General features: G+C 73.9%; 10 protein-coding genes. 4 read left to right on the top strand and 6 right to left on the bottom strand.

Annotated features, from left to right (window positions below; genetic code table 11):
* Positions 1–3: 3 nt before the first annotated feature.
* Both B0I33_RS23535 and B0I33_RS23530 read right to left on the bottom strand, forming a co-directional pair.
* Positions 4–1,185: a S8 family serine peptidase gene (locus B0I33_RS23535; protein ID WP_106181034.1), complete on the bottom strand. Its 1,182-nt coding sequence runs from the start codon at positions 1,183–1,185 to the stop codon at positions 4–6.
* Positions 1,186–1,277: 92 nt separating this feature from the next.
* Entirely contained in the window at positions 1,278–2,627 is a 1,350-nt protein-coding gene (locus B0I33_RS23530) for a cytochrome P450 (protein WP_106181033.1), read from the bottom strand.
* Between the two features lie 80 nt (positions 2,628–2,707).
* On the opposite strand from B0I33_RS23530, the gene B0I33_RS23525 reads away from it, so the two are divergent.
* Together B0I33_RS23525 and mshC are read left to right on the top strand one after the other, a co-directional pair.
* On the top strand, positions 2,708–3,319 hold the full coding sequence (locus B0I33_RS23525; RefSeq protein WP_106181032.1) for a TetR/AcrR family transcriptional regulator: 612 nt from the start codon (positions 2,708–2,710) through the stop codon (positions 3,317–3,319).
* 9 nt (positions 3,320–3,328) lie between these two features.
* Positions 3,329–4,564 (top strand): cysteine--1-D-myo-inosityl 2-amino-2-deoxy-alpha-D-glucopyranoside ligase, encoded by a 1,236-nt coding sequence (mshC, locus tag B0I33_RS23520; RefSeq protein ID WP_106181031.1) that lies wholly within the window; start codon positions 3,329–3,331, stop codon positions 4,562–4,564.
* Between the two features lie 34 nt (positions 4,565–4,598).
* On the opposite strand, the gene B0I33_RS23515 is transcribed toward mshC, so the two are convergent.
* Positions 4,599–6,209 (bottom strand): ABC-F family ATP-binding cassette domain-containing protein, encoded by a 1,611-nt coding sequence (locus tag B0I33_RS23515; protein ID WP_106181030.1) that lies wholly within the window; start codon positions 6,207–6,209, stop codon positions 4,599–4,601.
* Positions 6,210–6,350: 141 nt separating this feature from the next.
* The gene (locus tag B0I33_RS23510; protein WP_181193424.1) at positions 6,351–7,490 is read right to left on the bottom strand and encodes an FAD-dependent oxidoreductase; all 1,140 of its coding nucleotides are present in this window, start codon (positions 7,488–7,490) and stop codon (positions 6,351–6,353) included.
* 241 nt (positions 7,491–7,731) lie between these two features.
* On the opposite strand from B0I33_RS23510, the gene B0I33_RS23505 reads away from it, so the two are divergent.
* Positions 7,732–8,556 carry a metallophosphoesterase family protein gene (locus tag B0I33_RS23505; protein WP_106181163.1) on the top strand — a complete coding sequence of 275 codons (825 nt, stop codon included), beginning with the start codon at positions 7,732–7,734 and terminating at the stop codon, positions 8,554–8,556.
* A 33-nt stretch (positions 8,557–8,589) separates the two neighbouring features.
* On the opposite strand, the gene B0I33_RS23500 is transcribed toward B0I33_RS23505, so the two are convergent.
* Together B0I33_RS23500 and B0I33_RS23495 are read right to left on the bottom strand one after the other, a co-directional pair.
* Positions 8,590–9,720 (bottom strand): MFS transporter, encoded by a 1,131-nt coding sequence (locus tag B0I33_RS23500; RefSeq protein ID WP_245900971.1) that lies wholly within the window; start codon positions 9,718–9,720, stop codon positions 8,590–8,592.
* 6 nt (positions 9,721–9,726) lie between these two features.
* The gene (locus B0I33_RS23495) at positions 9,727–10,554 is read right to left on the bottom strand and encodes a PAC2 family protein (protein ID WP_245900996.1); all 828 of its coding nucleotides are present in this window, start codon (positions 10,552–10,554) and stop codon (positions 9,727–9,729) included.
* A gap of 119 nt (positions 10,555–10,673) precedes the next feature.
* Between B0I33_RS23495 and metH the strand changes: the two genes are divergently transcribed.
* A complete protein-coding gene (gene metH, locus B0I33_RS23490; protein WP_106181027.1) occupies positions 10,674–14,240 on the top strand; it encodes a methionine synthase in 3,567 nt (1,188 codons plus the stop codon).
* Positions 14,241–14,255: the final 15 nt, after the last annotated feature.

The following is a 14,255-nucleotide window of genomic DNA, read 5'->3' as shown; positions in this document are numbered from 1 at the left end:
GGGTCAGGGCGCTCGCACCAATCCTGCCCCCACATCGGCCGACGGCAAAGGCAGGCGCAGCGCGGACTGGCCGAGCCGGGCCCACAGCTCCCACGCCCGTGCCCCGTGGTGCTGGGCGAGCAGCGCGGCCACCCCGGCGACGTGGGGCGTGGCCATGCTGGTGCCGCTGATGGTGTGGTAACGCTCGGGCAGCGGCCAGCTGGAGTACACCCCGACCCCGGGGCCCGCGATGTCCACCGCACCGTCCGGGTCGACGGAGCCGCAGGAGAAGTCCGCGATCGCGCGGTGCTCGTCGATCGCGCCGACGGCCATGATCGACGGGCAGTTCGCGGGGTGCCCGACCGGCGCGACGTGCCCGGCCGAGCGCCTGCTCTCGTTGCCCGCCGCCGCGATGACGAGCGTGCCGCGGCGCAGGGCCCGGCGTGCGATCTCCTCGAAGATCCGCGAGTGCGGATCGCCGGCCCGGGTGGCCGCGCCCAGCGACATCGAGACCACGGCGCAGTGGTTGCTCACCGCCCACGAGATCCCGGAGAGGATGCCGCCGTCGGTGCCCGATCCCGCGTCGCTGAGCACCTTGCCCGCGAAGATCTCGGCCTCGGGCGCCACGCCGTACCCCGGACCGGACTCGGGCGCGCGCGGCCCGCACGCGGTGCCGATGCAGTGCGTGCCGTGCCCGTGGCCGTCGTCGACCTCCTCGCCGTCGACAAACGAGGCGGTGACGAGTGTGCGGTCGGCGAAGTCGGGATGGTCGAGGGTCATCCCGGTGTCGAGCACGGCGACCCGGACGCCGATTCCGGTCGCGGTGCTCGTGTCCGCGCCGACGGCGCGCAGCCCCCAGGTGAACGCCGTCTCGTCCGCGGTCTCGCCGGGCTGCACGGTGGGTGCGGCGTAGGCGTGCACGGTGCGCTCCGGCTCGACCATCGTGACCGGGCCGGGTTCGGCGCAGGCGCGGCCCAGCGCGTCCGCCTGGTCGGGGGCCGCCGTCACCACGGCGACGCCGAGCTCGTGCAGCACGATGCCCGCCGAATGGCCGAGCAGGCCTGCCGCGCCCGGCCCGATGAGGTCCGCGGTGCTCGCCGTGTGCAGCCCGGCGACGCGCTGCATCGTGCGGACCCCGGCTGCCGCCGAGTCCTCGTCGAGCAGTACCAGATACCGTCCGGTCGTGCCGTCCGTCGGCGTGGTCATGACCGCCACCTTCCTTCGTCGAGCGGAGTGGGACCCACGTCCACGATCGCGCGACGGCGGTCGGATGTAACCCAGATCACATTGCTATCGGATTACGGTTGGTGGCGCGCGGTGACGACGAGGCGGGCTCCGCGGCCGGGCACCATCGTGATGTTGCGCGCGCGGACCGGTTCGGGCCGGGGCCGGTCCGGCGCGAGGTGGAAGCGGGACAGCACGGCCCGCAGCACGATCGTCGACTCCAGCAGCGAGAAGCCCGCGCCGAGACAGCGGCGCACGCCGCCGCCGAAGGGCAGCCAGGTTCCGGCCGGCGGCCCGCCGTCGAGGAACCGTTCCGGCCGGAACCGCGCCGGGTCCCCGTGGTGGCCGGGATCGGCGTGCACGAGGGCGATCGAGGGCATGACGGTGTGCCCGGCGGGAATCCGGTATCCGCCGATCTCGACGTCGCGGGTGAGCTTGCGGGCCACCTCGGAGATCACCGGGTGCAGCCGCATGGCCTCCTTCGCCACCGCCTCCAGGTACTTTTCGTCGCCCTCGTCGGCGGCCCGGGTGGCGGCGGTGAGCACCGCGGGATCGCGGGCCAGCTCGTGGAACGCCCACGCCAGTGCCGTCGCGGTGGTCTCGTGCCCGGCCAGCAGCAGCGTGACCAGCTGGTCGCGCAGCTCGGCGTCGGAGAGCCGGTCGTCCTCGCCGGGCACCGTGAGCAGGCGGGACAGCACGTCCTGCCGGGAGTCCAGGTCGGTCGCGCGGCGGCGGTCGGCGATCTCGGCGTACAGCAGCTCGTCGACGCGGCGCTGCGCGAGCGCGTAGCGCCGCCACGGCCCGTAGCGCTGCAGTCCGGGGTTGTGCCAGCCGATGAGGTCGACCGGGCCGACGTCGACGATCCGGGACAGCAGGGTGCGCAGCTCGTCCAGCCGGGGACCCTCGCCGACGCCGAACACGACGCGCAGGATCACCTCGAGCGTGAGCGACTGCATGCGCGCGTGCGAGGAGAACGCCCTGCCCTCGGGCCAGCGCTCGACCTCCGCCGTGGCGAGCCCGGTGACGAGGTCGCGGTAGCCGCGCAGGGCCGCGCCGTTGAACGCGGGCATCAGCAGCTTGCGGGCACGCAGATGCACGTCCTCGTCGGTGAGCAGCACGGAATGTTCGCCCATCGCCGGCTTGAGGATGATGTTGCCCTCGCCCGCGTGGAACACCGAGGCGGGACCGGCGAACACCGCGCGGATGTGCTCCACGTCGGACAGCGAGACGACCGAGCGCTCCGGGTAGATCCGCAACCGGACGACGTCGCCGTAGCGACGGCGCAGCCGGGGCAGCCAGCGGTGCCGGAAGGATCCGAACAGCACGGTCTGCAGCGCCAGCGGCAGGCGCGGGCCCGGCGGTGGTTCCGTGGCGACCAGGTCCTCGGTCCGGACGGCGGCGGGCTGGCTCGTGTCGGTCGTCATCGTGGCTCCTCGGCGCGGGGGCTACACGTCCGTTTTATACGCCCGTATAGATCGCCTGTCCAGGGGGTTACGCTGGGTGCGTGGGCCATCGGGAAGACCTGCTCGCGGCCGCGCGGCGGCTGCTGGAGGACAGGGGCTACGCGCACATCACCGCGCGCGACCTGGTCGCGGCGTCGGGTACCAACCTCGCGTCGATCGGTTACCACTTCGGGTCGAAGGCCGGGCTGCTCAACGAGGCGATCGGCGAGGTCTTCGAGGAGTGGACCGAGCAGCTGGCCGAGATCGCCATGGCCGACCCGACCGCGTCCCCGCTGGAGCGCGGCGCCGTGACGTGGGCGGCCATGCTCAACAGCCTGGCGGGCAAGCGGGCGCTGCTGCTGTCCTACGTCGAGGCCCTGGCGCAGGCGGAGCGGATGCCCACGCTCCGCGAGCAGTTCGCGGAGCAGTACCGCCGCTGCCGCACGCGGGTGGCCGGGCTCGTGGCCGAGTCCCTCGGCGACGGCACCCGCCCCGACGATCCGCGATGCCTCGCCGTGGCCAGCTTCGTCATCGCCATCTGCGACGGGCTGTCGGTGCAGTGGCTGCTCGACCCGCACGGCGCGCCCACCGCCGAGGAGCTGACCGCCGGGCTCGCCGCGTTGTGGTCGGCGTCGATCCCACCGGCCGGGAAGGCGGGCGAGCCGTCCACTTAGGCTGGGGGTATGCAGACGTGGTCCCCGGTCGCCGTGCCCAGAGTCCCCGGAACACCGCGCCCCCTGCGGTTGCACGACACCGCGACGGGACAGCTGCGACCGACCGCCCCCGGCAGGCTCGCCAGGATGTACGTCTGCGGCATCACCCCGTACGACGCCACGCACCTCGGCCACGCGGCCACCTACCTGGCGTTCGACCTGGTCTACCGGCAGTGGCTGGACGCGGGCCACGAGGTGCACTACGTGCAGAACGTCACCGACATCGACGACCCGCTGCTGGAACGGGCCGAACGCGACCAGGACGACTGGATCGTCCTCGGCATGCGCGAGACCGCGCTGTTCCGGGAGGACATGGAGGCGCTGCGGGTGCTGCCTCCCCGCGAGTTCGTGGGCGCGGTGGAGACCATCCCGGAGATCGTCGAGGTGATCGCGAAACTGCTCGCGGGCGGTGCCGCCTACCGCGTCGACGACGAGTACCCCGACATCTACTTCGACCACAACGCCACCGGGCGGTTCGGCTACGAGTCCAACTACGACGCCGACACGATGGCGGCGCTGTTCCCCGAGCGCGGGGGCGACCCCGACCGGCCGGGCAAACGGCACCCGCTGGACGCCCTGCTGTGGCGCGCGGCACGGCCGGGGGAGCCGTCGTGGGAGTCGGAGCTGGGCACCGGAAGGCCCGGCTGGCACATCGAGTGCAGCGCCATCGCCGTGAACCGGCTGGGCATCGGGTTCGACGTCCAGGGCGGCGGTTCCGACCTGGCGTTCCCGCACCACGAGTTCAGCGCCGCGCACGCCGAGGCGCTCGTGGGGGAGCACCCGTTCGCGCGGCACTACGTGCACGCCGGGATGATCGGCCTCGACGGCGCGAAGATGTCCAAGTCGAAGGGCAACCTCGTGTTCGTCTCGCGGTTGCGCGCCGACGGGGTGGAACCGGCGGCGATCCGGCTCGCGCTGTTCGCGGGCCACTACCGCAGCGACCGCGGGTGGACGCAGGACCTGCTCGACCGCGCACGGGCCCGGCTCGCGCGCTGGCGGGAGGCCACCGCCCTGCCCGCGGGTCCCGGCGCGGATGCCACGATCGCGCGACTGCGCGACCACCTGGCCGACGACCTGGACACGCCGAAGGCGCTGGCGGCCGTGGACGCGTGGGCGGACGAGGCACTGGACCGGCGTGGCACCGACGCCGCCGCGCCCGCCGTGGTCCGCGACGCGGTGGACTCCCTGCTCGGCGTCGACCTCTGAACCTGGTCACCACTCGTGAGTGTTTTCCGTGGTTCTAACCACGGTTCTCACTCACGAGCGGTAGGTGGGCTCCGGGCCAGCGCCGCCGCAGCCAGCGGTCGTGGGAGGCCACGACCACGGCACCCGGTGCGGACTCCAGCGCCTCCGACAGCTCCTCGGCCAGCGTGAGCGAGATGTGGTTGGTCGGCTCGTCGAGCAGCAGCACGTGCGGCGGGGCGGCGAGCAGGATCGCCAGCGCGAGCCTGCGCCGCTGCCCCGCGGAGAGGCTGCCGACGGGACGGTCCACGTCGCGCGGTGGCAGCAGGCCGAGCTCGGTCAGCGCCGGAGCAGCCTCCGGCACCGCGGCGGCGTAGGTCGCCCGCGCGGTGCGTTCCGGTTCGGCGAACGCGGTGTCCTGCTCCAGCAGGCCCACCCGCAGCCCCGGTGCCCGCCCGACGTTCCCGCTGACCGGGGTGAGCCGTCCCGCCAGGACCGCGAGCAGCGTCGACTTGCCCGCGCCATTGCCGCCGGTGACCAGCAACCGCCCGGTGCCGTCGAGGTCCAGCCGGTCCAGGCGGAACCGACCCGGCACCTCGACGTCGCGCAGGGTGAGCACCGGGCCGTCGCCCGGCGGGCCCGCGGTGGGCGGTGCCGCGAACCGCACCGGTTCGGGCGGCCTGCGCACCTGGCGGCGCTCCAGCTCGGCCAGCCGCTGCCGGGCGTCGCGCACCCGCCGGGACACCTGCCGCTGCACGCGCCCGCCCCGGTAGTCGAAGGCCATCTTCGCGTTGTCCGGCGGTGCCCGGTGCTGCCCGACCTCGCGGGCCGTGACGTCGACCGCGTGCCGCAGCCGCCGCAGCTCGGCCTGTTCCTCGGCGAACCGCTGCTCCCACCGGGTTCGCTCGGCACGCTTCTCGGCGAGGTAGTCGCGGTACCGGCCGCCGTAGCGGCGCGGCCCGCCGAGCGCGGGATCCAGGTCCACGACGTCGGTGCACACGGCGTCGAGGAAGACCCGGTCGTGCGAGGACAGCACCACCACACCGGGCAGCGCGGTCAGGTGCCGTTCCAGGAAGTCCATCGCGTCGTCGTCGAGATGGTTCGTCGGCTCGTCCAGCAGCAGCGTCTCCGGGCGGCGGACGAGCAACGCCGCCAGCGCCAGCCGGGAACGCTGCCCGCCGGAGAGCGTGCCGAGGGGCCGGTCGTCCGCGATGCCGGCGAGCCCGAGTCCCGCGCAGACGAGCTTGGCCCGCCGGTCGGCGTCCCACAGGTCGTGGGCCTGCGCCCAGTCGAGCAGCCTGCCGTACTCGTCCAGCGCCGCCGTGTCCTCCGGCCGGGTGGCGAGGTGATCGGCGAGCGCGTCGAGCCGCGCGGCCGCCGCCCGGAACGCGGCCAGGGCGTCCTCGAGCACGTCGGCGAACCGGGCCGTGGCGGGAAACGGCAGCTCCTGCCGGAGGAAGCCGATGTCGCCGCCGCCGTCGACGGTGCCGCTCCGGGGTGACTCCAGCCCGGCGAGCAGGCGCAGCAGGGTGGACTTGCCCGCGCCGTTCTCGCCGACGAGCCCCAGCCGCTGGCCGGGACTGGCGGTGAGGTCGAGGCCGGTGAACACGACGCGGTCGCCGTAGCCGAACGTGACGTCGCGGGCGCGCAGGGGAGGGGTTGCTGGCATGAGGAGACTCCGGTCCGGGACGAGCGGAGCACCCGCCGGGCGGGCGGCCTCGGGCGCGGGTGCGGACACGGAGTCAGCTCTTCATGATGAGCCCAGGCTAGGCGCTCGCCACGGCTGGGGCCAACTCGTTTTCCTGGCGGGTCACAGCCGCCGGTCGAGATCGCGGGCGAGGGCGGCGCTCTGCCGCGCGAAGAACCGCTCGAGCAGGGGCGTGCGCACGAGCGCCGAGCGGGCCAGGGACGCGAGCCGCCCGCGGCCGAACACCAGCGACCGGGCGAGCCATGCTTCGCGCTGGACGGCGCGGACCGCGGCGCGCCTGCGCTGGGCGTAGCCGGTGAGCGCGGTCTCCACCGCGTCCGGGCCGGTGTTGCGCAGCTCGTCGGCGAGGACCCACGCGTCCTCCATCGCCAGGGACGCGCCCATGCCGACGATGGGATGGACGGCGTGCGCGGCGTCCCCGGTGAGCGCCACCCGGCCGGACCCGAACACCGGCGGGCGGACCGCGCGGTTGCGGTCGAAGAAGACGTGCTCGCCGGCGTCCGCCACCGCGCGCAGCACGTCGGGCAGTACCCACTCGGTCGTGACCTCGCGCAGATCCGCCAGCGGGTCGGCCGGGACGCGTCCCGGGGGCAGCGGCATGCTCACCGTCGCCATCCGCCTGCCCGCGACCCCGCCGATCAACGCCGCCTTCCCGGCCTCGCCCCACACTTCCACGAACCCGTCGGGCAGCTCGACGGCAGGCGGGACCCAGAACGCCCACGCCGCGGTGCCCAGGTCACGGGCGAGGTCTGCACCGGTCAGCTCCCGGACGGCCGAGCCGACGCCATCGGCTCCGACGAGGAGGTCGGCCCGCTCCCGGCTGCCGTCGGAGAGTGTCACGGTGACACCGGAGGCGTCCTGGTCGAGGGCGCGTGGCGCCGTGCTCATCCGGATCGCGTCGTCGGGGACGCCGTGGCGCAGCGCGGCGTGCAGGTCCGCGCGGTGGATGACCGCGAACGGCCGGTCACCGCCGGGCAGCCGTCCAGGGTGCAGCTCCCGCAGCACGCGGCCGCGGGCGTCGCGCACCTCCCAGCGGTGCACCGGCACCCCCGCCTGCTCGGCCCGGCCCGCCGCCCCGGCGTGTTCCAGCAGCCGCCAGGCGTTGGGCCAGAGCCCGATGCCGTACCCGGAACGCCCGAACCGCTCCGCACGCTCGACCAGCGCGACGTCATGGCCGGTGTCGCGCAGGAGGCGGAACAGGGTGAGGCCGGCGAGCCCGGCCCCGACGATCAGGACCCGCATCGGGGTTCTCCGGCGATCGGTCGGCGTTCGGTGTCTCCCGCCGACCGTAGGCGGTGCGAGGGGTTGCCGCAGTTCCGGCATTCCGGCAAAGAGTCCCGCCGGGGCAGGCGGCCTGGTCGCCGTGCTGGCTCTCCGGCGACGAACGGCGGAGTGTGATGAGTGGCCCGTTCCGGACCGGATTCGTCAGTAACGAGCCACTCATGACACGGGGCCGCCTCGCCGTGCGGTTACCGTGGGCGGCGTGCCGAGCCTGTTCGCCACGAGCGATCTCCATGTGACCCACCGGGGCAACGCTCCGCTCGTCGACGACATCCGCCCCGGGACGGACCGGGATTGGCTGATCGTCGCCGGTGACGTCGGCGAGCGGGTGGACGCCGTGATCGACACGCTGGCGCGGCTGCGGGAGCGGTTCGCCGAGGTGATCTGGGTGCCCGGCAACCACGAGCTGTGGACCACGCCGAAGGACCCGGTGCAGGCGCGCGGCCAGGAGCGCTACGCCGAGCTCGTGCGCCGCTGCCACGCGATCGGTGTCCGGACGCCGGAGGACGAGTTCCCGGTGTGGGAGCACGCGGGGCGGCCGCTCACGATCGCGCCGCTGTTCCTGCTCTACGACTACAGCTGGCGCACGCCGTCGGCCAGCGGCCGGAGCCTCGGTGAGGCGCTCGAGCAGGCCCGCGACGCGGGCGTCGTGTGCACCGACGAGTTCTTCCTGCACCCCGAGCCGCACGGCAGCCGGGCCGACTGGTGCGCGGAGCGGCTGAAGGTGAGCGAGGAGCGGCTGTCGGCGGTCCCCGAAGGGCACGGCACGATCCTGGTGTCGCACTGGCCGCTGCACCGGCACCCGACCGAGCCGCTGCGCTACCCGGAGTTCGCCCTGTGGTGCGGCACGGAGGCGACCGCTGACTGGCACGTCCGGTTCCGCGCCGAGATCGCCGTCTACGGTCATCTGCACATCCCCCGCACGACCTACCGGGACGGCGTGCGGTTCGAGGAGGTCTCGCTCGGCTACCCCCGCGAGTGGCGCGGTCGGGCGAGGGGAGCGGTGCCGTTCCGCCGCATCCTCTGACGCCCCTGCCGGCTCTGCCGGCTCTGCCGGTGGTCACGTCCTGGCCGGGCGCAGTGCCACGGCCAAGGGGACGGTGAGCAGGAGCAGCGCGGCGGGCAGCAGGAAGCCCAGGGTGGCCGAGAGGTGGTAGGGCGCGGTGAACACGGCGGGCGCGGCGGCCATCCCGAGGAACCGCAGCGACTGCACCACCGAGATCGCGCCGCCGCTGCCGGGACCGCCCCCGGCGAGCACGGTCGCGTTCACCGCCACCATCACCAGCTGGCTGCACACCCCGGCCAGCGCCCAGCTCGCCGCCACCACCGGCAGCACGTCGAAGCTCCCGATCGCCGCGAGCAGCACGCCGCCCGCGCCGAGCCCGGCGACCGCGGCCGGGCGCGCGCCGAACCGGTCGGCGGCGCTCCCGACGAGCCGCGCGGTGAGGAACCCGGTCACCCCGTAGCCGGTGAGCACGAGCCCGCGGATCGACGAGGTGAGCCCGAACGCGTCCTGCAGCCGGAACGCCACCAGGAACGACGCGCCCGCGAGGCAGCCCCAGCCGACCAGGGCGACCAGGCCCGGGAGCAGCACGTCCCGCCGCCACGCGGGCCGCCGGGGCGGTGGCTCCGCGTGGTCCCGGGGCCGGTCGGGCGGCAGCGGGCAGGCGGCGAGCAGGACGGCGACCGCGGCGATCCCGGCGAACGCCCACCGCCACGACGCCTCGGCCGCCAGCCCGCCGACCAGCGGCGCCGACGTCTGGCCGAGCGCCTGCATCGCACCGAACACGCCGAGCGCCCTGCCCATCCGGCCGACCGGGGTGCCCGCGGCGAGCTTGGCCAGCAGCAGCGGCATGGTGAACGCGTTCGCCGAGCCCTGCACGCCGCGACCGAGCTGGAACAGCCAGAACCACGGGGCGACGGCGGAGGCGACGGCCGCCACCGCGTAGACCACGTACGCCAGCCGGATCGTCCGGGCCAGCCCCCAGCGCTCCCCGAACGTGCCCGACACCAGCATGAGCACCGCGAACGGCAGCAGGTACGTCGTGAGCGACGTCGCCGCCGCCGATGGTGACACGGCGAAGCTCGTGCCCAGCTCGGGCAGGAGCGCCGCGACGACCCCGCCGCCGAACGGGCCGAGCAGCGCGCCGACGTAGAGCGCGGCCCGCGTGCGCCCGGACCCGCCGGTCAACCGCGGTCAGCGGCCCGCGGAGCCGGGCCCGTCCGGCCTGCGCCGCCGCAGGTACCGCTCGAACTCCGCCGCGATCTTGTCCCCGCTCGCCTCGTCGAGGGTGATCTCCGCGTCGCCGCGTTCCTCCAGCGAGCGGACGTACTCGCTGATCTCCTCGTCCTCGTCCGCCATCTCCGACACGGTCCGCTGCCACTCCTCGGCCTGCTCGGGCAGGGCACCGAGGGGGATCTCGACGTCGAGCACGTCCTCCAGCTTGTGCAGCAGCGCGAGCGTGGCCTTCGGCGACGGCGGGTGCGACACGTAGTGCGGCACCGCCGCCCACACCGAGACGGCGGGGATGCCCGCCTGCACGCACGCGTCCTGCAGCACCCCGACGATGCCGGTGGGCCCCTGGTAGCGGCTGCGCTCCAGGCCGAACCTGGCCGCGGCCTCGGCGTCGTAGGCGGTGCCGGTGACCGGCACCGGGCGGGTGTGCGCGGTGTCGGCGAGCAGCGCGCCCAGCGTGACGACCGTCGAGACCTCCAGCTGCTCGACGTGCTCCAGCAGCTCGGCGCAGAAGGCGCGCCACCGCATGTTCGGTTCCGGGCCCTGGACCAGCACGATGTCACGGTCGGACTGCTCGGGATGGCAGATCACCAGCCGGGTGGTCGGCCACTCGACCCGCCGGGTCACCCCGTCCACGAGACGGACGGTGGGCCTGCTCACCTGGAAGTCGTAGTAGTCGTCCGGATCCAGTTCGGCGAGCGGTTTGGCGTCCCAGTTGAGCTGCAGGTGCTCCAGCGCCGTGCTGGCGGCGTCACCCGCGTCGTTCCAGCCCTCGAACGCGACGACCATGACCGGCTTGGTGCCGTCGGCCGGCTGGGGCTGCTCTTCTCGTGCTTCGTCGTGGGACTTGCTCACCCCGCCAGCCTACGGCCCGTACCCGGCGCGTGGAGACCCGTAGTCTGTAAGGCATGCCTGACCGTCTCTCCTCGCCGCTGCTCGACGCGCTCGCGGCCCGGGTCGTGGTCGCCGACGGGGCGATGGGGACCGCCTTGCAGGCGCACGATCTGTCGCTGGACGACTTCGCCGGTCTCGAGGGCTGCAACGAGATCCTCAACGTCACGCGCCCGGACGTGGTGCGCGGCGTGCATCGCGGCTACCTGGAGGCGGGTGCGGACGCGGTCGAGACCAACACGTTCGGGGCCAACCACGCCAACCTCGCGGAGTACGGCATCGCCGACCGGATCCGGGAGCTGGCCGAGGCGGGGGCGCGGCTGGCGCGGGAGGTCGCCGACGAGTTCGCCACGCGCGAACGGCCCCGGTTCGTCCTCGGCTCGGTGGGGCCGGGGACGAAGCTGCCGACGCTGGGGCACGCGCCGTTCGGCGTGCTCCGGGACGCCTACGTCGAGGAGGTGCGCGGTCTGCTGGCCGGCGGCGTCGACGCGGTGATCGTCGAGACCACGCAGGACATCCTGCAGACCAAGGCGTCGATCGTCGCGGCCCACCGCGCCATGGGCCTCGAGGGGCGCCGGGTGCCGGTCATCGCGTCGATCACGGTGGAGACCACCGGAACGATGTTGCTCGGCACCGAGGTGGCCGCCGCGCTCACCGCGCTGGAGCCGCTCGGCATCGACGTGATCGGGCTGAACTGCGCCACCGGCCCCGACGAGATGAGCGAGCACCTGCGCATGCTGTCCCGGCAGGCCCGGCTGCCGCTGTCGGTGATGCCGAACGCGGGACTGCCCGAGCTCGGCCCGGACGGGGCCGTGTACCCGCTCGGGCCGGAGGGCCTGGCGGCGGCGCTGAGCGGGTTCGTGCGGGAGTTCGGCGTCGGCCTCGTGGGCGGCTGCTGCGGCACCACGCCCGAGCACATCCGGCAGCTCGCCGAGGCGGTCGCGGACGTGGCGGCGGCGCCCCGTGACCCGCGGCCCGAGCCGGGCCTTTCGTCGCTGTACCAGGCCGTGCCGTTCGAGCAGGACGCCAGCGTGCTCGTGATCGGCGAGCGCACCAACGCCAACGGGTCGAAGGCGTTCCGCGAGGCCATGGTGGAGGGCCGCTACGACGAGTGCGTGGAGATCGCGCGGGCGCAGACCCGCGACGGCGCGCACGTGCTCGACCTGTGCGTCGACTACGTGGGGCGCGACGGCGTCGCGGACATGACCGAGCTCGCCGGGCGGCTGGCGACCGCCTCGACGCTGCCGATCATGCTCGACTCCACCGAACCCGAGGTGCTCAGGGCGGGCCTGGAGCACCTCGGTGGCCGGTGCGCGGTGAACTCGGTCAACTACGAGGACGGCGACGGTCCCGGCTCCCGCTACCGCAGGGTGATGGAGCTCGTCCGCGAGCACGGCGCCGCCGTGGTGGCGCTGTGCATCGACGAGGAGGGGCAGGCCCGCACCGCGGAGTGGAAGGTACGGGTGGCGTCGCGGCTGATCGAGGACCTCACCGGCAACTGGGGGATGGCGGTCGGCGACATCATCGTCGACTGCCTGACCTTCCCCGTCTCCACCGGCCAGGAGGAGGTGCGGCGCGACGCCATCGAGACCATCGAGGCCATCCGCGAGCTCAAGCGCCGGTACCCGGGCGTGCGCACCACGCTCGGGGTGTCGAACGTGTCGTTCGGCCTGAACCCGGCGGCGCGGCAGGTGCTCAACTCGGTGTTCCTGCACGAGTGCGTCGAGGCGGGCCTGGACACCGCGATCGTGCACGCCTCGAAGATCCTGCCGATGGCGCGCATCCCGGAGGAACAGCGCCAGGTGGCGCTCGACCTGATCCACGACCGCCGCGCCGAGGGCTACGACCCGCTGCAGAAGCTGATGGCCCTGTTCGAGGGCAAGACCGCGGCGTCGAGCCGCGAGTCCAGGGCGGCGGAACTGGCGCGGCTGCCGCTGTTCGAGCGGCTGGAGCGGCGCATCGTCGACGGCGAGCGCAAGGGCCTGGAGGCCGACCTCGACGCGGCGATGGCGGAGACGCCTCCGCTGGAGATCATCAACGACACCCTGCTGGCCGGCATGAAGACGGTGGGGGAGCTGTTCGGGTCCGGGCAGATGCAGCTGCCGTTCGTGTTGCAGTCGGCCGAGGTGATGAAGGCGGCCGTGGCGCACCTCGAGCCGCACATGGAGAAGTCGGACGACGGTGGCAAGGGCAGGATCGTGCTGGCCACGGTGAAGGGCGACGTGCACGACATCGGCAAGAACCTGGTCGACATCATCCTGTCCAACAACGGCTACGAGGTGGTGAACCTCGGCATCAAGCAGCCGATCACCACGATCCTGGACGCGGCCAGCGAGCGGCGGGCCGACGCCATCGGCATGTCCGGCCTGCTGGTGAAGTCGACCGTGATCATGAAGGAGAACCTGGAGGAGATGAACTCCAGGGGAGTCGCGGCGCGATGGCCGGTGCTGCTGGGCGGGGCGGCCCTGACCCGGTCCTACGTCGAGAACGACCTGGCCGGGCTGTACGAGGGCGAGGTGCACTACGCGCGGGACGCGTTCGAGGGCCTGCGCCTGATGGACACGATCATGGCGGTCAAGCGCGGTGCGGCGCCCGCGGCCGACCCGGAGCAGGAGGCCCGGCGGGCCGAGCGCAGGGCCCGGCGGGAGCGGTCGCTGCGGATCGCCGAGGCCCGCCGGGCCCGTGCCGAGGGCGGCGCGGAGGGGGCCGGCGAGCCGCCCGCCCGGTCGGACGTGGCCACCGACGTGCCGCTGCCGACACCGCCGTTCTGGGGCACCCGCGTGGTCAAGGGCATCCCGGTGGCCGAGTACGCGGCGCTGCTCGATGAGCGGGCGACGTTTCTCGGGCAGTGGGGACTCAAGGGCGCCCGCGGCGGCACCGGCCCCAGCTACGAGGAGCTGGTGGAGACCGAGGGCAGGCCCCGCCTGCGGTACTGGCTGGACCGGCTGGCCACGGACGGCGTCCTCGCGCACGCGGCCGTGGTCTACGGCTACTTCCCGTGCGTCGCCGAGGGCGACGACGTCGTGGTGCTGGCCGGGCCCCGGGCCGACGACGCCGAGGTGACCCGGTTCCGCTTCCCCCGGCAGAAGCGCGACCGGCACCTCTGCCTCGCCGACTTCTACCGGCCCCGCGACCGCGCGGTGGCGAACGGCGAGGTGGACGTGCTGCCGCTGACCCTGGTGACCATGGGCCAGCCGATCGCCGACTACGCGGGCGGGCTGTTCGCGGCGAACGCCTACCGGGACTACCTCGAGGTGCACGGGCTCGGCGTCCAGCTCACCGAGGCGCTCGCCGAGTACTGGCACCGCCGGGTCCGTCAGGAGCTGCGGTTCGCCGGTGGCACGCCGGTGGCGGCGGAGGACCCGGACGACGTGGCGGAGTTCTTCCGGCTCGGATACCGGGGGGCCCGCTTCTCGCTCGGCTACGGTGCCTGCCCGAACCTGGAGGACAGGGCGAAGATCGTCGACCTGCTCCGCCCGGACCGGATCGGGGTCAAGCTGTCCGAGGAGTTCCAGCTCCACCCGGAGCAGTCCACCGACGCGATCGTCGCCCACCACCCCGAGGCCAAGTACTTCAACACCTGAGCACCCGCGAGGAGA

The organism is Prauserella shujinwangii, from assembly GCF_003001955.1.
Lineage (GTDB): Bacteria > Actinomycetota > Actinomycetes > Mycobacteriales > Pseudonocardiaceae > Qaidamihabitans > Qaidamihabitans shujinwangii.
The sequence above is the reverse complement of the archived record's forward strand: the minus strand, read 5'-3'. Positions and strand labels throughout refer to the sequence as shown.

Excerpts from the sequence above, each read along its gene's own strand:
- B0I33_RS23495 (WP_245900996.1), bottom strand. The coding sequence starts at position 10,554 with ATGGTCGTCGCGTTCGAGGGCTGGAACGACGCGGGTGACGCCGCCAGC.
- B0I33_RS23515 (WP_106181030.1), bottom strand. The coding sequence starts at position 6,209 with ATGCCAGCAACCCCTCCCCTGCGCGCCCGCGACGTCACGTTCGGCTAC.
- B0I33_RS23535 (WP_106181034.1), bottom strand. The coding sequence starts at position 1,185 with ATGACCACGCCGACGGACGGCACGACCGGACGGTATCTGGTACTGCTC.
- B0I33_RS23530 (WP_106181033.1), bottom strand. The coding sequence starts at position 2,627 with ATGACGACCGACACGAGCCAGCCCGCCGCCGTCCGGACCGAGGACCTG.
- B0I33_RS23510 (WP_181193424.1), bottom strand. The coding sequence starts at position 7,490 with ATGCGGGTCCTGATCGTCGGGGCCGGGCTCGCCGGCCTCACCCTGTTC.
- mshC (WP_106181031.1), top strand. The coding sequence starts at position 3,329 with ATGCAGACGTGGTCCCCGGTCGCCGTGCCCAGAGTCCCCGGAACACCG.
- metH (WP_106181027.1), top strand. The coding sequence starts at position 10,674 with ATGCCTGACCGTCTCTCCTCGCCGCTGCTCGACGCGCTCGCGGCCCGG.